Origin of the sequence: Roseibium sediminicola (assembly GCF_023156505.1) — a bacterium.
GTDB lineage: Bacteria > Pseudomonadota > Alphaproteobacteria > Rhizobiales > Stappiaceae > Roseibium > Roseibium sediminicola.
Window position 1 is genome coordinate 19,253 of record NZ_JALNMJ010000004.1, and the last position, 19,104, is coordinate 38,356.

The window sequence follows — 19,104 nt, forward strand, 5'->3', positions numbered from 1 at the left end:
AACGGCGTTGTGCTCGGGGTCAAATCGATAGGTGAAACGTGATGCATCGCCAGGACGCTTGCCTCAGTCTTTGAAGGGTTTCGAAAGCAACCCCGATATTCGGGAGAGCGTGAAGAACGCCGCCGCCATCCAGGTCGAGCCAGCAGCCGACATGAGTGGCGACGGTTTGCTTGGCCATCAGGACGGCGCAGCCCATGACGGGGTTGTCGATCTTGCGCCAGTTGGAGCGCTCCGGATGTTCGCGAAGCGCCCTGGCACGCGCGGCCAGGGTGACGTTTTTGGGTACGAAATCCGGCAAGCCGGAATGGCCGAGGATCTCTTGAGCGGCACAGAAGGCGCCCCAGCAGTGAAAGCCCGGCGCACGGTTCTCCGGATCGTAGGGCGCCCCGATCAACCGGGACAGCCGGCCGATCTGGTCAGGCGTCAAGGTGTTCATGTTGACAGCGTCGGGAATCCGTCCCGATCATAGACTTTGCCGAATAGCCGGTCGGACCAATTGCCCGGCTGCGCCGTCGCCGTCGCTCGCAAGGATGTGACCTTTACGTTGCGCAGTTCGATCCCGTCGACACGCTGTTGCGGCCCTGCCTGACCCACAAGATATTCACGCCAAGTCACAAAAACTGGTGAGCGGATCAGGACCGCCTGCTGCAGGTGCTTGTGCACCTCGGACGAAACGTTATCGATCCAGAACTTGACCTGCGGTACCGCGCCTTCTTCGTCTGATGGCGGATCAAGTCCGAAGGGCATGGAAATGAAGGTGACCACCTCGCCCGGATTCATCGCCGCGTCGGCCTCAAGCAACAGGTCCTGATCAACGCCGTCGGCGACGAACCGGAGCGCGATCGGGCTGCCGCCTTCCTGAAACGCCGGGTGCCGCAACTCGACGGTTTCCAGGATGATATCGCCCTCGCAGGAAGCATAGGCTTCGCGGATAGCTTCAGTGATTGTGCTCATAGCTCCACCTCAAGACGCATGGAAACCAGCAGTACACGTCCTTTCGGCGCCACCGTGAACTTGTCGGGACCGGAGAGTTTCACGGTGGCGGAGGCCATGGCGTAGCCGTTCCAGACATTCATGGTGAAGCGCAGCGACCCTTTGGCGAGATCGTTGCGGACAAAGTTGTCAAAGGTCTCAAATTCGCTCTGCGTCATCCGGATCGACTGTTCGACGATCCGGTACTGCACCGTACCCCGCGGCCGGTCGCGGGAGTTCCCCGCCTCGAACTCAGTTATGTCGTTCTGGTTGAACGGCTGCGGCACCCGGTAGCTGCCGCGCACCGGGCTCTCCGGCACGCTGGCCGGCCAGGAAGGAAGCGGCATGGTTTACCCCGCCAGTCCGTTGGCACGGTTCAGACCGAACCGCTTGCCGATGGCCGTTGACAGTTTCCCGCCTTCGGCAACCTTGGTTGCAAGCGCCCGCTCGATTGGCCCGAGGATAACATCTAGTTCTGCCGCGCCGTTGGAGCCCTGTCGCTGTTGCGTCGTCACCTCCTGCCCAGCTTGCGGATAAATATTGACGATCGGCGCAGCAGAAGCCGAAGGCATGGCGGCAGCCGGACGGTTTGCCAGCGCCGCAAGCGACCGAAAGCTGTCCGCCGTGTTTTTCTGCATGGCGAGCGTCAAGACACGCTCATCGTCTTCCGCGATGATGGCCCGCTCACGCGGACCGATGAAGCCGCCGGAGTGACGCCGCTCGGCATTGGCAAACAACGACGCAGGTACCTGACGGGTCCTTCCGCCAGGACCGATTTTACCGCCATCGTGGTAGATGCCGGCCGTCGCCGCCAGAACGGCAGAGGACGAAGACCGGCCACCACCGAGAAGGCCCGTGAGGATCGATAAGATCCCGCTTCCACCTCCCCCGTAACCGCCCCCCAGACCGCCCGTAATCTGCCCGAACAGGTTGCGCAGGTTGGAATTGAGGAAATCGCGTGCCAACTGGCGAGCGAGCGACTTCATGATGTCTCCGAAATCCTTAGCCTCTTCGCCGGCATCGAAAATGGCATCGGTGATGCTGTCGGCAACGGTTCCGCCGACTTCCTTCATGGTTTCGCCAAAGGACTTGCCGGCCCGCTCTGCAAGCGCGATCTGTGCGGCCAGCGCATCCGCGCCGATACCGTCCTGCGCCAGCTGACGCAACTTCTCCAGCGCTCCGGCAGTGTCTTCAGCCGCCCCCAGATACTCCCGCATGGCCGTGACGCGCGCGGCATTCGCAGCCGCCTCGCCCTTTCCACCAGTCGCCTTGTCGAAAACGCCTTCCTTCTGCAGCTCGGCGATCCGCTTCAGGCGGGTTTCCAGTTCCTGCGCTGGCGTCGCGCTGGTCTTCAGCAGCGATTGCACCTCGCGCAGGAGCTTAGCTTCTTCCTTTCGGCCAGCAGTGCCGGTTTTCTTTATCGCCGCTGCGTAGGTTTTCTCCGCATCCAATCGCGAAAGAGCGGCCGCTTCGGCTGTTAATAGCCCGCCCTTTTCGAGCTTATCGATTTCCTGAAGCGCAATTTTTCGTTCTTCATCCGCTGTCAAAATGCGTTTGCGCCAGGCCTCGGCCGCAGCACGGTCGGCTTCGGTCGGTTCGTTGATCGTGCTGCCCGTGCCGAGCCTACGGGTGCTTTCCCGGTCGTGGATGCGGAATTCGGCCTGCTCCAGTGCCGTCAATTCACGACGGATGCGGGAGCGTTCCTCCTGTAACTGGTTTAGTTCTGCCGTTTTGACGAACCCAACAGTATTCGGGTTGGACTGCTCTAGTCGGATTTTTTCGTCCTGGCGGGCAAGGTCCTCGCGAAGGCGGTCCAATGCCCTAGCTCGACCTTGCGCGGAACGGTCTTCGAAGTCACTCAGGGCATCAATCAAGCCACGGACTGCGCCTGTGATCTTCACAATTGCACCACTTACAGCCAGCGCTACCGGCGCCAGATCGATAAGGACTTTCTTGAAATCGTTATCGAGCTGAATGCCGAGCTTTCGAAATTCCCGATCCGCTTCTTCGGCTTTGTCGATCATGTTCCGATCAAAGCCAATTCCCAGTTCCCGGAATTCCCTGACAAGATCCTGCACCGAGGCAGAGCCTCGATCGATCAACTCGACAAAACGTTCGCCGCCGGTACCGCCGAACAGTTCATCCGCAATGCGGATTTGCGCGGCGCGGTCCAGGTCCTCGGTGCGCTTGATGATTTCTACCATCAGGTCAGCAGGATTTCGAAGTCGTTCACTGAGTTCGTCCGCGCTGAAACCAAGACGCTGGAAGGCTTCTGCGGCGGAGCCCTTGCCGGTGACGATGAATTCGTCCGCCCGGAGGTTCAGTTCCTTGATGCCGTCTGTCAACGCATCGATAGAAATCTGATTGACCTCAGCTACATAACCAAGCTCCTGAAAGTCCTGCACATCGAGACCCGCCCGGCGCGCGGAGTTCGCTACTTCGGTAATGGCCGCGACAGCATCCCGGCTTCTATCCGTCGCCACCGCCAAACCCAAGCTCAAGGCACCGATACCCACCGATGCGGCAAGGCCAACGGGTCCGAGTGCTGACAGAGCAGAGCCGAGCGGGCCGATCCGGGCAGACAACCCTGCAGCGCTCGATTTCATGTCGTTCACCGAGGCATCGACAGCCTTCAGGCTGCGCGACGTGGGAGCGGAAGCCTTCTGGATCCGCTGCAACGCGGCTTCACCTTCCTTGCCGAACTTCCGAAATTCACGCTGGACTACCTTGCCATCCAGGGCGGCAAGACGGACGCCGACTTGCGGTGTTCTAGGTGCCATGTTCTGGGCCTCCCTCTTTAGCCGCCGCGCGTCCTGTCAACAGGCCGCGTTCGAACTCGGTCAGACATTTCATGAGCAGTTTCGGGTCGGCGTCTTCGACAATCCGGGCCTTGGCCTCGGTGATGTCGATGCCGACAGGTTCGCCGGAAAACGCATGTATGCGTTGAACGCCGGGCTGTGACGCCACTCTGACGGCGGCCCTACCCTCACGCGTATTCGGCTTGTGCTTTTCGACGGGGCAGGCCTTGCCGCATGTCACGTCGCTCTTCTTGCAATTCGAGCAGTAGTCCAGGCCGCCCCGCCCTATCCATTCAGCGAGGCGGCGGACCCGTTTCCCTCCGTGATCTCCAGATAGAGACGGGCATAGGCTTCTCTGCGGAATTGCCCGCGATAAATCGGATCCAGCAGAAACCGGCCGATATAGAGCCGCGATAAGGGGGCGGGATTTTCATCGTCGCCGATCAAGCCGGTCCAGTCCGAAACCACCCGCTCAAACACCAGTGCAAGGGTGAGGAATTGAGACAGGCCAAGCGCTTCCTCGACATCGGAAAATCCGACCCCGTCGATTCCATCGAACCCGAACCCGGAAAAGGCCTCTGCCCCCTCGATAAGGCCAGCCACGAGCCGTCCGGCCTCCGCCTCCGCCTCTTCCAGGTCGACGGAATTGGCCCGGCGCATGGTGAGCGAGATCCCGTCAGGAAACTCCACCGCGGCCGGGACCAGTTTGGTCTTACCGAGACGCACCGCCATCTTAGTAGGTCGCGATCTGGTTGGTGACAGTCACGGTCAACATCGCGCTGGCGGCTGTCTGATGCGCCTGCCAGTTGAATTCCGCCTCCAGACCACCAGGACCGGAAATCGGCGCAAATGGGGTGCGCTCGAACGTCACCGCCGGCATCGCGAACAAGATCTTGGCGTTTGCCGACAGCAAAAACTCCAGCTCCAGGGCCACCGGATCACCCGCAGTCATGATGTCGTAATAACTGTCATTGACGTACCGAACTCGATTTGAGCCGCTGCACGTTGCATCGTCGTCCAGCTGGTAGCCGGACAGATATTCGGTGGCGTTCAAGCTTTCATCCGGCGCGGGGTTGTTCTGGTAGTTGAACGATCCGCCGAGGAAATGTGCGGCGTCGACACTGTCAATGCGCATGAGCCCCTTGGAAGCCGGGATCTGACTCAGCGCAAGTTGCGCAGACGGGTTGCCGCCCGCACTCGCCCCGAGTTTCGTTTGGCTGCGCCCGACCAGGTTGACGGTCGCCTGGCGGAAGCCCCCGGCGCGGGCGCTGTCAAAGGAAAAGCCTGACGCCAACATGCCGATGTTCTGGAAAAACGCAGACCCAGCCCGTTTTTCGATTTCGATTGTGCGGTAGGGTAGCACCTCGCCACCGCTGGTGAAGACGTGCTCGTAAGGACCCGCGCCCGTTGTTACCGGCGCCCCGAAGAGCATGGTCAGCCAGTACGGCAAATGGTTCACATCCATCGGCACAACAATATCGCCGCCCATGGTCACCAGGCCAGGTGCGGGCGCAGTCTGGTCCCGGTTGTTGGTGCGCGCGGTACCGAGCAGCGGATCAGTATCCAGCGGCTCTGACTCGCCAAGGTTTTCCGAATAGAACGGCGTCGAAATGTAATCGACGGGTGCTGGCGTCGAAAAGTCGGCCTGATCGCCGAACAGAAGATTGGCGGTCTTGCCGCGCGGAGTTGCACTTGTGGGCATGTCAGAGGTCTCCTGTTACGCCTTGCCGGCGATCTCTAGGTCGCGGGAGCTTGCCGGGCGCACCTTCGCGCCCAGTTCGCCGACCTGCTCATCATTGAGGGACTTGATGCTGCCCCGCGTGCCGAGGTCCGGCACGGTTTCGAGCAGCACGAAGGGTTTCCCCGCCGTTTCCGGCGCGGTGTCGCGTTTGCGTGTCATGGGGATTTTCCTTTTAGTAAGGCACGTCAGAAACGAATTCGCAGGTGATTTCGACGGTGTAGCCGGAGGCCTCGGGATCGCCGTCTGTCGCCTGGCCGAGCCGGTCGAGACCGGTGATTTCCCACGTTGCGACGTTGCCGGTCGAAGCCTCGAGAGCCGCATGCACCTTTGCCAGGATCGTCCCAAGTGCCGCCCGGCGCGCTTCGTCCGTGGCCGCTTTCACGATCAGTTCCAGAAGAGCAAACTGACGCAGTTCAAATTGCCCGTCCGGCACCCCGAGCGCTTCGGTGATACGCTCAAGATCCCCGTCGACCATGTTGCCATAGGACAGCGACCCACCGGCAAGCGCTTCGAAGGCATCGTCCAGCGTCTGGTTCCGCGCGATCGCCGGCACGTCGGCCTCTGCCGCGGAGAGATCGGTCAGCACCGTGTGCAAAGCGGTTAGAACTGCATCCGAACTCATTGGGACAGCCTTTCGGTCAAACGCCGCGTGAGGAGTGTTGGATACTGCCTGCGCAGAACAGTCTCGATCGAGGACACGTCCAATCGCTTCGAAAGGCGAACCTGTTTGACGAGCACGAACATAAGAACCCGTTCTGACTTTTGCCGGCCACCTGCCTTGATGCGACGGGACCCGCCCCGTTTGCCGCGCGAGCGCCGAAAACCGTCTTCAGCAAAAGCGTAGACGATTGATCCTTGTGAACCAGAACGCGCCCGGAAACTAAGGGCATCCTTGCCGAAGGTTTCCGTGAACTCCCTCAGGCTCATGCGGCGCCCGCGTGAAAGCCGTTCGCGGCTCTTCGGGGCAAAGTCTGTCGGAATGGCCAGAAAGCTCTTGTTTCTCGGGCGGATTGTCTGGCCTTCGTCGAAGGACTGAATGATCTCGGGCGCTTTGGTGAAGATCAGCGCTGCAGGTTCCAGCGTTTCGACACCATGACGTGGATAAACATTGTGCCGCCAGGCTTTGGCAACCTTCCGCCCAAGTCCGGCTGCTGTCGTTTGCTGCCGGAACCTCTTCTTGCCCAAAATGGCAACGTCTTCGGTCCCGAGGCGCAGAGCAATCGAGACTTCCTTTTCTTCCGCGTCGAGATGCTTTTGCAGGTCCCCGACAAGCGCCAGTCTCAAATCAGGCATCAGCTGGCTACCGCCTTGAACTTCCAGACCAATCGCGCACAGCCCGATAATATCGGGAGCGATTTAATCGTGTAAATGGCGCCAGTCTCAGCGATAGTGATCACCCGCTCTTTCGACGGCGTCACTTCGGCAGCACGGAGTTTGAGAACACTTTCCCGGCCAACCGGACGGGATTTGCCGCCAAAATCCAGCGGTTCGTCGTCATCCGAGGAAAACAGCACCTTACAAGGCACGGGATCGCCGGTCTCCGGCTGATAGAAACCGTCGACGCCGAGTTTTGAAAACGCGGCGTCGATGGCTTTCTGAGCGATATCGGAACGCATGGCCGGATTAGTCGGAGCTGTAGACTTCGACCAGAAGGTTAGGCTGTTTGCAAACGGCCAGGCGGTTCGATTGCGACTTCATTTCAACGCCGGAGCCATGGTCGAGCACTTTTGTCGAAATGTAGATCGGATCGTCCGCGTTGGGCGCTATGTTGACCATCTCGATGTGATGCGCCGGGGACTGATAGGTCCGGAACAGGTTCTGCGTCCCTGACGGATAGGCATGCCCCTTGCCGCTTTCGACGGCCGCCTCAGACGTGATCGCCCCGTTGACACCGCGCACCGGGAACGTTCCCTTGTATTCACGGAATAGGATCTGGCCGAACTCGAAGACACGGCCCCAGTTTCCACCCAGGCGATCCCGCTCCATGTTCTGCAACGTCGGTGCGTTCTGGGTCTGGATCCAGAACTTCTCGACATTCGCGTGCGCCACCAGCTTGTTGAAGAAGGCAGAAGACACAATGCATTCGATCTGCGTCGAAGTCTCGCCCTTGAGATTGCTGAGGACGTGATCGATGACCTCTTCACACTTTTCGATCACCTTGGTGGCGGGGGTGCCGAGCTTGAAGTCGACCGTCTTCTTGGTGAGGTTCAGAACCGTGAAGAGGTTGTAGAGCGTGCGGCCTTTACCGTCCTTGATCAGGCCCCGCAGCATGCCCATTCGAATGTATTCGAGCGTGACCGAATGGTGGTTCCGGATGCGCGACAGGCGCTGGGCAGTCTCCGTGTCGAGGTTGCGGGCCTGCAGAACGCCGTTGATGACTTCCAGACCGCCTGCCAGGTCCTCCGCCTTGATGGTTTCCAGGTGCGGGAAATGCGGGATGGTGAGGATCGTGCCGCCGACATTGTCCTGTTCCGACATCTGGCCCGGTGCGCCCGGCTCCTCGGCGGCCAGAACAACGAGCTGACCGTCGCGGTAATCGATGCGGACCATACGGGACGCCATCGGTTCGCCCGGAGCAAGATTGAGGGCGTTGAGAAGACCGAACAAGTTCGGGATGCGGTTGACCTCTTCGGTCAGCTCCACATTGGTATAGGGAAAGAGAATTTCCGGCATAGCCTTTCACTCCTGATCGTTTCCGGTCCTGCCGGAAATCCAAATGAAAAAGGCCGGCGGTGCCGGCCTCTGGTTTGTCTGTTTTGGGTTAGGCGGTGCGGACCACGATGCCCTGTTCCTCCAGGGCTTCGAGCGCTTCGGCCTTCTGTGCGGCGGTAACGCCGTCCGGCCAGACGATGCCCTTTTCAAAGCAAAGCACCTGGCGGCGCAGGGCAATCAGGCCAAGATCGAGATCGGTGCCGTCTGGCGCTTCTGCCGTTGTCGCCGCAATGCCCCACGGGATCTCAGACCCGGCCGCCCCTGCGGGGTCCCAGGCGACGACTTTGCCGGCATTTGGATTGATATCGCCCTTGGTGACGGTCACCTCGAAACGGTCGCCCGCGACAAAATCGGTCGCGCCATCTGCGATGGTGAACCGGATCTGCTTGCCGAAGGCGACGCCGACCTTGGCCGTTCCGATCGACTTTCCGTCCGGATCGGACACCTCGAATGTCCCGGTATCGACGGCGGGATCGGTGCAAACGACGGTATAGACGCCTTCCTTGACGGCGGTGGTCACCGCAGGGTTGGCGATCGTGAGCGTTCCGTCCCCGGTATTGCCTGCGTCTGCGGCAGAAACGGCAGTCACGTCTGCGGTCGTCGCCAGCAGAGCAAGGATGGTCCCGAGCACAATCTTGCGAACGGAACCGCTCCCGGCAAGAAGCGTCACGGGTTCGCGGGAGAAGTCGGGATGCACTTCCCATTTCAGCAGGGAAGAAAGACCCTGCGCCTGTGTCATGGAATAGTACGGCAGCATGTTGAAAGTCCTCTTCAATCGGCCGAGTTGTTGCGTTCCCCGGCCCGGCTTGGGTCGAGGTCAAAAGTCTCGAATGTTGGGAAGCGCCTTAGCTGGCGTAGCGGTCGACGGCCTTGGAAAGGCCGGACTTCGGCTTTTCGGTGTTGGCGGGACCGCCGAAATCAAGGGCGGCACCGGCAGCAGCCTGGCCTTTCAAAGACGCGAAATCGTCGCCTTCCTCGTCCTTCGGCGCCGCGGCCTTCGCCGACTTCGAAAGCGCGGCGTTGGCAGCTTCCGGTGCCTGGTCGGTATCGAAGGCGAAATGACGGGCCAGCTCTTCGCGGCCTTCCGCCTCTTCGCTGTCGAGAATGGCCTTGATGCGGCCGCGCTCGGCGGATGCACCTTCGGCCGCGCCTTCTTTCCTGGCAGTTGCAACAGCCGTGTCGAGCTGCGCCTGCGTGATGCCCGAGGCGCTTGCATCGGGCCCCTGGTTATTCTCGCTCATGATAAGTCCCTTCCTTTGCGAGATGGTGCGCCCGACGCGGGCGCTGGCAAGGTCCTCGAGGACCTCGTCGAACGTGCCGATCTGGTCGGCAAGACCTGCTTCCATCGCGGCGCCAGCTCCAAGCATGGAAGCTTCAAGGTCGAAAACCGCCTGTTCCTCAATGCCGCGGTGTTCGGACACGAGACCTACAAACTGGCTCATGATCGCATTGACACGCGCCTCGATGTGCGCCTTGGCGTCCCCTTCCAGCGGACCGAATGGGTGTCCATCGACTTTGCGCGCACCGGCATGAATGATCGTCGCCTTGACGCCTCGTGCCTCCAACTGCTTGCTTCGGTCGAAGTGAAGCCACAACACGCCGATGGAACCGACTTCGCTGCTTTCCGTCATGACGATCTTGGTGGCGCCGCTGATCAGCCCGAAGGCGGCGGAAGCCGCCGTCGAGTTGACCACCGCGATCACCGGCTTGATTTGGTTGATCTTGCGAACCAGTCGAGCTGCTTCGACCATCCCAGCGGCCTGGCCGCCAGGTGAGTTTACGTCGAGCGCGATGGCACTGACTTCCTGATCGGCGCCGGCCCGGTTTAGTTGCTCGGCAAAACCTTCGTATGAAGTCATGCCGGAATAGCTCCCCATCCAGGCACCGCGGTTGACCAGCTCGCCCATGAGGCTGATGCGCGCAACGCTGCCGATCCGCGCATATCCCTGCCACTCGGGGCCCTTGTCACCCGGTTCAAAGGCATCTTCGCCTCGGAACCGATTACCTTTCGGTTCCGGGGGCACGACACCAAGCATGCGGCTGGCAACATATTCGCCGATCAGGAGACCTTGGCTTTCGGCCAACAGCAACGGGGTATCGAAAACCTGCGTTGCCGCTCGTAGGTAGCTCAGTTCGTTGACGTCTGGCATGGTCGGTCCCTTAGTAGCCGCCTTGGATCGCAAACCGGCTTCGAACGCCTTGCTTGCGATTGCAGTCGGCCTTGAGTTTCGTGATCATCCGCTCCAGGTCTTTCGAATTTGCCGGTTGCAGCGTGACGTCGAAGTCCTCGTGACGAACCCGAACCTCGACCTCACCTGCCGAAAGCTTGTAGAGCGCTGTCTGCAAAAGCGGCCAGACGAGGCACGGATTGCTCGTGTCGATCCCGTCAAAAATGCTGGCCATCAGTTTTCGTCCTTGTTGTCATCTTCCTCGTCGTCTTCCGTCGGCGGGGCACCGCTGGTATCGACTAGGGGTGACCCTTTGGCAGCATGGGGATCGGCCTGACCGAGCCTTTCAAACCGTTTGGACTCCCGGGCGCGCTGCTCAGCAACCTCTTCCCAATCGTAGCCAAGTTCCGCGCATTCGATCGAAAGACTGGAAACGCCGCGCTCCAGCCGCTCGCCCATCGATTTGGCGGATTTCAGATCATCGGCGGTCGGCTTTGCAGGGCCGCGCCATTCCGCCTGTGTCGCTGCACCGCGCACTCGCAGGAAATTCCGATACCCGCCCGGGAACGAGATCCAGCCCTTGAAGACCTGTTCTTCGAGCCAGGCGTCATACACTGCCTGGTAGAACGGAGCCGACAGGTCCTCACGCCGCGTGATCACTTGCGGCCAAAGCGATGCAATGCCCATCCGAACCGACGAATAGGTCGCCCCCTCATAGTCGAACGCCATCGCCTCGTAGGAAACGCCGATCGCGCGGGCGATCTCGCGCAACAGGTTCCGCATGAAAGGCAGATAGTTGTTGTGCGGATGATTGGTGTTGTGAAACTGAAGTTCTTCGCCAAAGAACAGGTGCGCGACCTTGCCGTGCGCGCCCAAATCGAGCTTCGCGTCCTTGGCCCATTCCTGTTTGGCTTCGAAAAATCCGGCAAGATCGCCACTGACTGATACGTTGCCGTCCTCGTCCTTGGTCGTCAGGCCATCGAACACTTCCTCGGACAGCGAGTCCGATTTGATGGTCGCGGCGAAGATTGTTTGCAGAAGAGCTGCCACCAGGGTGGCATCTGCCAACTGATCGACCTGGCGAAATACCTTCAGCACCGCGGCGAAGGGAGATACACCTCGCGTTTGGTCCGCTTCACCGTCAAACGTATGGATGATCAACGGACGGCCATGTCTGTCGCGAGCCGGCACGTCCACCGTGCGTTCATGACCGTTCTGGCGCGCCCGCATGCGGTACCCAATCGCCATGCCGTCACCATCGAGAAAAACGCCCTGGTGAAGCCGGGCCTCGTCTCTCGTTTCCTGTGTGATCCGAAGCGGGGAAAGCAACTGGATTTTCGTCTCGGTCAGGGAATCGCTGCGGCGGCGGAGCAACGACCGGGCCACGCCTTCACCAAAACCGTAGTGGCTGCGCAGCTGCCATTTTGCCATCGCCGCAACGGTCATCTTGCCGCGTGCATCGCATTCCTGAGGATTGCGGGAATAGGTTTTCCAGCGCTTTGCGGTGTTGCGCGACCACTCGTCAGCCTCGTCCTGACTGGAAAAACCGCAGGCGGCAAAGTCCGGTATCGGGTTGAGTTTCAGCCCGTTGCCGATCGTGTCGCCGACAGCTTGGTCGACGGCACCTTTCATCCAGCCGGAATTGTGGATCGATTCCACCGCGCGGGAGGCAACCGCAGCCCAGGCCTGTCGAACGTCATGCTTCGCCTCGCGCAAGGCAGGACGCGGCCAGCCGGCCAGGAAGCCGCTGCGGTCCGGGCGCAGATATTGCGATTGCTCGCGCCCGGCCGGCAGTATGTCGCGGCGCGGAATTGTCGGAACCGAAGGGGGCATGATTATCCGTTCAAGGCTTTCGCAAGACCTGCGAATGTGGTGGTTTTCTTGCTAGTTTTGGTGGTTGGCGCAGGGGCCGGAGCGAGCGGCAGATCTTCTAAGTCGAGTTGCGCTTCCGGGACCGGCGTCCATCGCTCCGCTTCAAGACGGTCCCAGACCGCGGACGGCATCGAGCGAAGACCGTATTTTGTCGCCGCGGCCTCCGCCTGGTTCATTGTGTCGAGCGGCTCGTTGTTCTGGGTCGGGTCTTTCTTCCACTTCCAGACGTCAAACCCGTCCCGGTTCTTCTCTACCACCCGGCGCTCGGCTGTCAGACCACGGAAATACTCGTCGTCCAGTCCGCTCGCGAACGCCACATAACCCGGCTCCAGAGGATCGGTCTTGCGGATGTTCTTGTAGAGCCCGAACTTCATGATCGAGCCGTTGAAGTTGTAGAAGCGCCGGGAGTATTTCTTCACCTTCCCGGTCTTGTCGTCGTACTCCTGTTTGACCCGCTGCAGGCGCGGCGCGGTCTCGGAACGGGCGCCGCGGACCATGATGACCTTCGAGGCCGGGTGCCGCTTCGCCCATCCCCAGACATCGGCCGTCGAATAGTTGCCATCGATGGCCGTCAGATCGGGCTTCAGTTTGTGGCCGTAGGCATTCTTCCACTCGCTGACGATCAGGAGATCCAGCATCCCGCGCGCCGATTTTTCACTGATGTGACCAGCAATAACACCGTAGTCGATGACATAACGGCGCAGATCCCGGTCCCAGCCGACGAGATGCCATTCGACACGATCATCCTGGCAGTCAATGCCGAGTGTGATCAGCACCGCGCCGGCGGGGATCTGGCCCTTGGAATAATCCGACTCGGCCGCCCGGTCTCTCAGCTCCTCCCAGGGCGGCGCGTCGCCGGCGGCATTGTAGGCCTGGCCGACAACGTCGTTCATGAAGGTCTGTTCGCTGGCCGGGTCTCCCTTGGCCTTCAGCCATGCCCGCGCAATGCGTTCGAAGGTCTGAAGGACCGAATAGGCCGACCAGATCCAGAAGGATCGGTGTTGCCGCTTCGCCTTTTCGTTCTGCGTCCGCCATTCCAGCTTTTTCAGCATGGCCGGCCGATGGTGTTCCTCGATGACACCGCCGCACTCCGGATCGGTGCAGACGAAGTGCGCCCTTTCCGGATGTTCCTCGTCCAGGTTGGCAAGCATGTTGTCCCATTCGAGAACCTGCATGTGCCCGCAATGAGGACAGGGTACAAACGGCTGTTCCTGACTGCCATCCTCGTAGTTCCGCGAGATCCGGCAGCCCGGCAGGATCAACGGCGTCGAGATCTTAGCAATCTTCGCGAATTCGTGCGCCTGGCTGCGGCTATCCGCCTGAGCTTCCGGATCGCCTGCCGAGTTTGTCTCCCACTTCGCCAAGTCATCCTGCACCTGGTTCTTCATGGTCACCATCGACAGGGACGCCGGAGAGTTCGCTCCGGAGATCTGGATGGCGCCGCGCCCGTCGATCCGCTCCTTGTAGAGGATCGAGTCGCCGCCATCCCGGCTTTTTTGAGAAAAGAGCGCGCGCAATGACGTCGTGTTCTTCAGCATCGGCGCAAGCTTCTGCTTGGACCAGCGCTGCGCGTTGCCCTCCGTCGGGTGCACATAGAGGAAATCGCCTGGCACCATGGCGAGCGAGCCGCAACAGAAAATGTTGGCCAGGACCGTACCACCGAGCTGCGCGCTTTTCTTCAGCGTCACTATGCGGCACGGATCTTCCGGCGAAAACGCCCTTAGGACCTCGTCGAAGTATCCGAAGAGATCCCGGTTATAGGGACCGGGATAGGGGCTTTCGCGCTCGGAAAGTACGATGTTGTCTTCGGCCCACTTCAGGTAATCGACACGCGGAGGCGGCGTCCAGACATCCGCCATCGCGTCATAGGCAAGGCGTTCCGGATTGGCCGTGTTGACGACGATGCAGTTCAATCTGTTTCGTCCTCGTCGTCGGTTGTGATTTCCGTTTCGATGGTCTCGGGCAGGTCTGCGCCCTTCTCGCGCGCCTTTTCCGCTGCGCGAGACCTCATCTGCGTGAATTCGCCCCGAAGAAGATGCAGCACGTCGCGGACGGGCACTTCGAAGTGCGAGGCGACCGCGGCGGCCATGTTCGGGAGCGAACCTTCGAAGGTCTGGATCATCTCGACCGCGATGCGCCGGTTGGTTGACTGGACCTCCTGCGTGATCGTGAACCGGCCCTTGCGCTCCTCTTCCTCTTCCGCCGCCTTGCGGCTGCGGATCTGTTCCTGAAACAGACGCTGACGCTTAAGCTGGTCCTCGACACTATCGCTACGAGGATCTTGTGGCGGCGCTGGAGAAGTCATCGCGGGCTGTGCCGGAGCCGGCGCGACGTCGAAAGGCAAACCGCCCGGAACTGGTGAGGCTGACAGCCTGGTATCGATGCCGTTGCCAAGCATCTGTCCAATATCGAGCGCGCGTCGGAGCTGTTCGCGGGCGACAGGCACGTTAATCTGCGCCCGCCTGCCCTCCCCCACCAGCGCAGGCCCAAAAATCTTGCCCTCAGAGATGTACTGCGACACCCGTCCGGCGCTGACACCGAGGATGTCGGCAAACGCACCTTTGCTGACAACGGCATTTTCATCCGCATGCGTTGTCACGGCGCGTCTCCGGCTTAGGCCTCTACTTTAGGTATTTAGCTGGTTCTTTAGGACTTTACCCAAGTTTAGGCTTCGATTTTAGGGTCAGACTGGCCACCCCAAACGCTAAGCCGCCCCGTTTTGTGGATTGGCTGGTACGGTCCCTAAAACCCCAAAGAAAAAACCCGCCGGGGTTGCCAGCGGGTTTTGAACCTTTTTCAGTGCGGCTGTTCTATGTCAAGCCGAACTGTAAAGTCAATAACTTTCTTCAATCGGCATCAGGATGCGCGGCGCTCTGGCCGCACCCGGCTCCCATGGGCAGTGCTCCATATTCGACTCGTTCAAGTGCCACAACTCCATGTTTTCACTTAGATTTTCTACCAATTCGGCAAGGCATGAACACCAGATCTGGTACTCGCCTCGCGCGATCATGCATGGCACAGGGTCGGGATCGAAATGGAATTTGCGATATGCGCCACGCTTCGGCGCTTTTTGAACACGGCACCAGCCGTCCTCGGTCTCATGCCTGTATTCGACCGGGTGCCCCTCCGGGTCCGAGCCCTGCTGCACGATCATCCGGAACCAAGCATCCTGACCATTGCGGTTCTTGCGAGCGACAAGAACAGGAGTTTCACCATGCCAATCCGGGCAACCACCCAAGATGGCGTGCCTGCGGACAATGTCTGAGGCGGAGCGCTTGCGCTGCCGGAGACCGAACCGCACCTGGCTCATGACGCTGGCGCACTCTTCCGGATGTTCCTCGATGCACGGCATCGGGTTCCAATTCTCTGGAAAGTCAAGCTCGAGTTGATCAAGCGCGTTGACGGCAGCATGCACCTTGAGTGCGTCCTCATGGGGCTCACCGTCAAAAGGGCTCAGCGTCGGCACAACGCCATATTCGTTGTCATCGACCTTCGTCAGCAGCTGCATAAAGCTCTCCACCGAAGCCCATGCCGACGCAGCCCTCATTCCGGCCCCGCCGCTTCCACCTTTCGGCAGTTCCTCGCAGTACGCCCACTTCAACAGCTTTTCGATATCGATGCGCTTTTTCATGCAAATGCCCCGGTTTCCGTGCCTATAATCAAATGGTCCATGTGGTCCATGGTGGTCCAGTCAAAAAAACAATAAGGTGGACCGGCTTTTTCCAAGCTTTTCAGATGGTTAGAAACGAGGTCCAGGTGGTCCGGGCAAACCGGCCCTGTAGAGAGCAGGCTCAAAGGGGTATATCGCTTGTCCCACTTCACGCGCGCGCGGGGCGCCGTTTTGTGTGGACCACATGGACCACATGGACCACCCATTGTTTTCATTGGCAAATTCCGGTCCACCCTATAGAGCGTGGTCCACACAGAGCATGGACCGGCGCGCGCTGAATACCGTTTCACCCCTCTCATCCTGTCTCTCCGAAAGCGGATTGTTCGCTATGAAATGAAGTTTCGGCCTCCTCAGTCGGCCAATCGACGGCTTGGCCAACAGCTTCCTCGAAGCTCCGACGGCAGTCTTCAAGCTCCGGGAAGATGTAAACGCGTGGGCGCAGACCATCTGAGGCCCGTGGCCTGGCCTCCCTGATCGTCGGAATGAGCTTCATAAGCGACTTGCCGAACTGGTTGAGATCCGCACGCCGTTTGATGCCGACCTTGTCGGCCGAGGTCAGGTATTCCTCATACAGCGTCTGCTTGACGATCTGATTGAACGGCTGCCAGTTGTCGTCTGCCCTCAGCAAAGTCCCCTCATAAAGCCGCTCGAAGATGAATTGATCGACGCTGTCCAAGGACCGCAGCTTTTGTTGCAGCAACGCACCGGTGCGCGGGATCTTCCTGAGGTTGACCGTCGAGAGGTCAAACGAAAGCAGATCCGCCAGAAGCGCCTGGCGGCCGCCTTTATCCAGTTCCGCCATCATCTCCCCGAAATACTCGTGATTTTCTTTCACGTTCGGGGCGCAATCGAGCACGCAATAGCGCCGCTCGTCCTTGCCGGCCGGGACAACCCAATCCTCGTTCGAGGTCATCATGATGCGCACGAAGTTGTCGAGGCGGTACGGATCGACACCCTTGGACTCGATCATCTGGGTCTTTGACGTGATCAAACCTTTGAGACGGCCCTCCGCCACCTTGTCACCGGCCCAAACGGCCTCTTCCGCCTGCAGGAGCAAACAGGCGCTCATATGGGCGTTGAACTGGCCGGTGATGTAGCGCGGATCGTCCACCTGGAAGAAATGCGGCGCGATCAGGCTGCCCATGATCTCGCCGACAAGCGACTTGCCTGCCCCCATCAGACCGCGGACCACAATGGCCGTGCCCGGGCGCTCGCGCGGGCGCTGGAACATGTGCGCGAACCAGGCGAAAACCCAATTGAACAGGTCCATATCGGCATTGCAGATATTGGTGAGCATGTGGTCCTTCAGCACGTTCCAGGAGCCGGCATTCGGGTCCGGCCGATAGGAAAATCCCTGCCAAAGGTTCAGATAACCACGGGTGCCCTTGCCGCCCTCCGGATTAGGCCAAAACTCGATGCCATCAAACTGCCGGCGATGGCGTTCGCTTTCCCAGCGCTTGGACCAGGAGATTGTCTTGATCTTGCCGTCCGCGCCCATCACCTGTGTCGGCCGGTTGTTATAGAGCCGATGAAAGGAGTCTACCTGAACGACGCGCACCCGATCCTCTTCCTTGGCGTGCGGCTGCTCGCGCACCATGGCAACCTTGGAGCCGATCAGGACCAACGCCCATTCAGCGTTCAGTTTTTCGAGGGAATACCCCCATTCCTGAGGCACGGGCGCGCTTGAGCCCGTGTCGTTCCCCGTGTCGTTATCATCTTCGGACAAGTGATCGTCCTGATAATCAACCGCACCGGGCTGGCTGGCGTGCTCGATGATCTCCCGGATCTGCTCAACCCCTTTTTTCCCGGCTTTTTCGGCACCCTCGGAAGGCGATATACCCCTTTGGTCCTGATCTCCCTCGGCCTGGGTTTCCGTCGTCTTTCCACCGGTCAGTTCCTCCAAGAGCTTCTTGTGAACGTCGGGCTTGGCGTCATCGGCCGATTTCTTTTTCTTAGCCAAGCGCTGCCCCCATCAGAATATCGTTGAAGTCTTCGCCTTCCGGCGCCCACGCAGTGTGCTGCCTCCGGCCTGGCCGCGCCCAACGGGCGTCTGCCCGCGCCATGACCTGTTCGGCCGTAAAGCGGTCGCTGTCGCCGTCACCAAGGCGCAGCACCTCCTCAACATGGTCTGGAATGGTCAGTGCCTTCTCATCGCTCATATCCGGATCCGGCCCCGGCACCTTGAGCGGCCGGCCGGCCTTGTTCTTGAGCGTCGGATGCGCAACTGTCTCGACAGCCTTGCCGCCCATGGATTGCAGGTCGATCGAGGTCCAATAGGCCGTTCGCTCGAAGCGCTCGGTGCCGTGTTCGGCCAGGAGCACGGAGGCCGTGGTTTCCCACCCTTCCCCGACCACCAATCTGTTGAATTCCGGCGGCTGCCAAAGCTTGATCGAAGCGTTGCGTTTCGAGCCGCGGATCTTCTTCGGCACAACGAGTGGCAAATTGCCGTCCTCGTCCGGCTCGGCATACGGGTCCTCTATCGCGATCTTCTTGCCCGGACGGGCCGGGTCGAAGTAGGTGACGTGAAGACCCAGAAATGCGCCATCCGGCCCGGTGATCGCGGCCATCATGACAGGGCCGGAAAAGAGCACGTAGAATTCTTTCTTCCGCTCATCGCCGGCAACCGGCCGCTGGTGCCAGTATTTGAAATGCGGGTGAAAGCGCAGCGGCAAAGGCACCGGCATAGGCATCAGGCCACGCCCACGCAAATAACCAACACCCTCAGTGCCGGCAACACGACCACCCCAATTCCAGTAGCGACTGGCCTTGCGTATTTCCTCTTGGCGTTTCTGTTCGGCGAAGGCTTCCTGCTGCCGGCGCTTTTCAGCCTTGCGCTTTTCTTCTTCGGCAACCTGCTCAGGCGTCAAAGGCTCTGTATCAGCTTCGCCGCCGAGCCCTTCCATCGCTTCGACAAACGACAAGCCTTCATGCTCCTGCAGGAACGTGAACTGGTCACCCGTCGCGCCACAGCCGAAGCACTTGTACGTGTGCTCCCGGTCCAAGCAGTGAAACGACGGCGTCCTTTCCTGATGAAAGGGGCAACAGGCCCAAAAATCACCCTTGCCGGCATTGGTCTTGCCTTTGTGCCAGGTGACATGCCGGCCAATGATGGTCGATATCGGGTGCTTTTCCTTCACCCGTTCCTTTTCGGCCTCGGTGTAGCGTTTCATG

The 19,104-nt window shown here is 60.1% G+C and carries 21 protein-coding genes and 1 pseudogene; 1 reads left to right on the forward strand and 21 read right to left on the reverse strand.

The features are described from left to right. Positions 1–19: 19 nt before the first annotated feature. From M0H32_RS07305 to M0H32_RS07320, 4 genes are read right to left on the reverse strand one after another with little or no spacing between them, the layout of a single operon-like run. Positions 20–436: a hypothetical protein gene (locus M0H32_RS07305; protein WP_248152709.1), complete on the reverse strand. Its 417-nt coding sequence runs from the start codon at positions 434–436 to the stop codon at positions 20–22. After that, positions 433–954 (reverse strand): DUF1833 family protein, encoded by a 522-nt coding sequence (locus M0H32_RS07310; protein ID WP_248152711.1) that lies wholly within the window; start codon positions 952–954, stop codon positions 433–435. Before M0H32_RS07310 ends, M0H32_RS07305 begins: the two co-directional genes overlap by 4 nt. Next, on the reverse strand, positions 951–1,319 hold the full coding sequence (locus M0H32_RS07315) for a hypothetical protein (protein WP_248152713.1): 369 nt from the start codon (positions 1,317–1,319) through the stop codon (positions 951–953). The genes M0H32_RS07310 and M0H32_RS07315 overlap by 4 nt, the downstream gene beginning before the upstream one ends. A gap of 3 nt (positions 1,320–1,322) precedes the next feature. Further along, the gene (locus tag M0H32_RS07320) at positions 1,323–3,752 is read right to left on the reverse strand and encodes a phage tail tape measure protein (RefSeq protein WP_248152714.1); all 2,430 of its coding nucleotides are present in this window, start codon (positions 3,750–3,752) and stop codon (positions 1,323–1,325) included. On the opposite strand from M0H32_RS07320, the gene M0H32_RS07325 reads away from it, so the two are divergent. Then, complete coding sequence (locus tag M0H32_RS07325; RefSeq protein WP_248152717.1) at positions 3,751–3,933, forward strand: hypothetical protein; 183 nt, start codon at positions 3,751–3,753, stop codon at positions 3,931–3,933. The two genes, M0H32_RS07320 and M0H32_RS07325, sit on opposite strands and share 2 nt — an antisense overlap. Before the next feature lie 122 nt (positions 3,934–4,055). Here the strand turns inward: M0H32_RS07325 and M0H32_RS07330 are convergent, their stop codons facing one another. From M0H32_RS07330 to M0H32_RS29720, 17 genes and pseudogenes are all read right to left on the reverse strand, one after another. Next, positions 4,056–4,502, reverse strand: coding sequence for a hypothetical protein (locus tag M0H32_RS07330; RefSeq protein ID WP_248152719.1), 447 nt, complete (start codon positions 4,500–4,502; stop codon positions 4,056–4,058). A 1-nt stretch (position 4,503) separates the two neighbouring features. After that, the gene (locus M0H32_RS07335; protein ID WP_248152721.1) at positions 4,504–5,472 is read right to left on the reverse strand and encodes a phage tail tube protein; all 969 of its coding nucleotides are present in this window, start codon (positions 5,470–5,472) and stop codon (positions 4,504–4,506) included. 15 nt (positions 5,473–5,487) lie between these two features. Then, a complete protein-coding gene (locus tag M0H32_RS07340) occupies positions 5,488–5,670 on the reverse strand; it encodes a hypothetical protein (RefSeq protein ID WP_248152723.1) in 183 nt (60 codons plus the stop codon). Positions 5,671–5,683: 13 nt separating this feature from the next. Further along, a complete protein-coding gene (locus tag M0H32_RS07345) occupies positions 5,684–6,133 on the reverse strand; it encodes a ferritin family protein (protein ID WP_248152724.1) in 450 nt (149 codons plus the stop codon). After that, positions 6,130–6,804: a DUF6441 family protein gene (locus M0H32_RS07350; protein WP_248152725.1), complete on the reverse strand. Its 675-nt coding sequence runs from the start codon at positions 6,802–6,804 to the stop codon at positions 6,130–6,132. The genes M0H32_RS07345 and M0H32_RS07350 overlap by 4 nt, the downstream gene beginning before the upstream one ends. Continuing rightward, positions 6,804–7,127, reverse strand: coding sequence for a head-tail joining protein (locus M0H32_RS07355; RefSeq protein ID WP_248152726.1), 324 nt, complete (start codon positions 7,125–7,127; stop codon positions 6,804–6,806). The genes M0H32_RS07350 and M0H32_RS07355 overlap by 1 nt, the downstream gene beginning before the upstream one ends. 7 nt (positions 7,128–7,134) lie before the next feature. After that, positions 7,135–8,184 carry a major capsid protein gene (locus M0H32_RS07360; RefSeq protein ID WP_248152727.1) on the reverse strand — a complete coding sequence of 350 codons (1,050 nt, stop codon included), beginning with the start codon at positions 8,182–8,184 and terminating at the stop codon, positions 7,135–7,137. Positions 8,185–8,272: 88 nt separating this feature from the next. Next, positions 8,273–8,980, reverse strand: a complete 708-nt coding sequence (locus M0H32_RS07365; protein ID WP_248152728.1) for a head decoration protein — start codon at positions 8,978–8,980, stop codon at positions 8,273–8,275. A gap of 88 nt (positions 8,981–9,068) precedes the next feature. Continuing rightward, positions 9,069–10,373 (reverse strand): S49 family peptidase, encoded by a 1,305-nt coding sequence (locus M0H32_RS07370; RefSeq protein WP_248152729.1) that lies wholly within the window; start codon positions 10,371–10,373, stop codon positions 9,069–9,071. A gap of 10 nt (positions 10,374–10,383) precedes the next feature. Beyond that, positions 10,384–10,626 (reverse strand): hypothetical protein, encoded by a 243-nt coding sequence (locus M0H32_RS07375; protein WP_248152730.1) that lies wholly within the window; start codon positions 10,624–10,626, stop codon positions 10,384–10,386. Beyond that, entirely contained in the window at positions 10,626–12,224 is a 1,599-nt protein-coding gene (locus tag M0H32_RS07380; protein WP_248152731.1) for a phage portal protein, read from the reverse strand. The genes M0H32_RS07375 and M0H32_RS07380 overlap by 1 nt, the downstream gene beginning before the upstream one ends. Before the next feature lie 2 nt (positions 12,225–12,226). Further along, positions 12,227–14,176, reverse strand: coding sequence for a phage terminase large subunit family protein (locus M0H32_RS07385; protein ID WP_248152732.1), 1,950 nt, complete (start codon positions 14,174–14,176; stop codon positions 12,227–12,229). After that, positions 14,173–14,862 carry a hypothetical protein gene (locus tag M0H32_RS07390; protein ID WP_248152733.1) on the reverse strand — a complete coding sequence of 230 codons (690 nt, stop codon included), beginning with the start codon at positions 14,860–14,862 and terminating at the stop codon, positions 14,173–14,175. Before M0H32_RS07390 ends, M0H32_RS07385 begins: the two co-directional genes overlap by 4 nt. A 234-nt stretch (positions 14,863–15,096) precedes the next feature. Continuing rightward, positions 15,097–15,894 carry a hypothetical protein gene (locus M0H32_RS07395; RefSeq protein ID WP_248152734.1) on the reverse strand — a complete coding sequence of 266 codons (798 nt, stop codon included), beginning with the start codon at positions 15,892–15,894 and terminating at the stop codon, positions 15,097–15,099. Positions 15,895–16,228: 334 nt separating this feature from the next. Continuing rightward, positions 16,229–17,893: a primase-helicase family protein gene (locus M0H32_RS07400; protein WP_248152736.1), complete on the reverse strand. Its 1,665-nt coding sequence runs from the start codon at positions 17,891–17,893 to the stop codon at positions 16,229–16,231. After that, complete coding sequence (locus M0H32_RS07405; RefSeq protein ID WP_425607306.1) at positions 17,886–18,836, reverse strand: DUF7146 domain-containing protein; 951 nt, start codon at positions 18,834–18,836, stop codon at positions 17,886–17,888. Before M0H32_RS07405 ends, M0H32_RS07400 begins: the two co-directional genes overlap by 8 nt. Beyond that, positions 18,836–19,103 (reverse strand): annotated as a pseudogene (locus M0H32_RS29720) (CHC2 zinc finger domain-containing protein); the annotation flags it as partial. The pseudogene M0H32_RS29720 and the gene M0H32_RS07405, both read right to left, overlap by 1 nt. Position 19,104: the final 1 nt, after the last annotated feature.

Excerpts from the sequence above, each read along its gene's own strand:
- M0H32_RS07325 (WP_248152717.1), top strand. The coding sequence starts at position 3,751 with ATGTTCTGGGCCTCCCTCTTTAGCCGCCGCGCGTCCTGTCAACAGGCC.
- M0H32_RS07355 (WP_248152726.1), bottom strand. The coding sequence starts at position 7,127 with ATGCGTTCCGATATCGCTCAGAAAGCCATCGACGCCGCGTTTTCAAAA.
- M0H32_RS07370 (WP_248152729.1), bottom strand. The coding sequence starts at position 10,373 with ATGCCAGACGTCAACGAACTGAGCTACCTACGAGCGGCAACGCAGGTT.
- M0H32_RS07315 (WP_248152713.1), bottom strand. The coding sequence starts at position 1,319 with ATGCCGCTTCCTTCCTGGCCGGCCAGCGTGCCGGAGAGCCCGGTGCGC.
- M0H32_RS07360 (WP_248152727.1), bottom strand. The coding sequence starts at position 8,184 with ATGCCGGAAATTCTCTTTCCCTATACCAATGTGGAGCTGACCGAAGAG.
- M0H32_RS07405 (WP_425607306.1), bottom strand. The coding sequence starts at position 18,836 with ATGGAAGGGCTCGGCGGCGAAGCTGATACAGAGCCTTTGACGCCTGAG.
- M0H32_RS07395 (WP_248152734.1), bottom strand. The coding sequence starts at position 15,894 with ATGAAAAAGCGCATCGATATCGAAAAGCTGTTGAAGTGGGCGTACTGC.
- M0H32_RS07310 (WP_248152711.1), bottom strand. The coding sequence starts at position 954 with ATGAGCACAATCACTGAAGCTATCCGCGAAGCCTATGCTTCCTGCGAG.
- M0H32_RS07335 (WP_248152721.1), bottom strand. The coding sequence starts at position 5,472 with ATGCCCACAAGTGCAACTCCGCGCGGCAAGACCGCCAATCTTCTGTTC.
- M0H32_RS07365 (WP_248152728.1), bottom strand. The coding sequence starts at position 8,980 with ATGCTGCCGTACTATTCCATGACACAGGCGCAGGGTCTTTCTTCCCTG.
- M0H32_RS07380 (WP_248152731.1), bottom strand. The coding sequence starts at position 12,224 with ATGCCCCCTTCGGTTCCGACAATTCCGCGCCGCGACATACTGCCGGCC.
- M0H32_RS07350 (WP_248152725.1), bottom strand. The coding sequence starts at position 6,804 with ATGCCTGATTTGAGACTGGCGCTTGTCGGGGACCTGCAAAAGCATCTC.
- M0H32_RS07375 (WP_248152730.1), bottom strand. The coding sequence starts at position 10,626 with ATGGCCAGCATTTTTGACGGGATCGACACGAGCAATCCGTGCCTCGTC.
- M0H32_RS07305 (WP_248152709.1), bottom strand. The coding sequence starts at position 436 with ATGAACACCTTGACGCCTGACCAGATCGGCCGGCTGTCCCGGTTGATC.
- M0H32_RS07320 (WP_248152714.1), bottom strand. The coding sequence starts at position 3,752 with ATGGCACCTAGAACACCGCAAGTCGGCGTCCGTCTTGCCGCCCTGGAT.
- M0H32_RS07345 (WP_248152724.1), bottom strand. The coding sequence starts at position 6,133 with ATGAGTTCGGATGCAGTTCTAACCGCTTTGCACACGGTGCTGACCGAT.
- M0H32_RS07330 (WP_248152719.1), bottom strand. The coding sequence starts at position 4,502 with ATGGCGGTGCGTCTCGGTAAGACCAAACTGGTCCCGGCCGCGGTGGAG.
- M0H32_RS07340 (WP_248152723.1), bottom strand. The coding sequence starts at position 5,670 with ATGACACGCAAACGCGACACCGCGCCGGAAACGGCGGGGAAACCCTTC.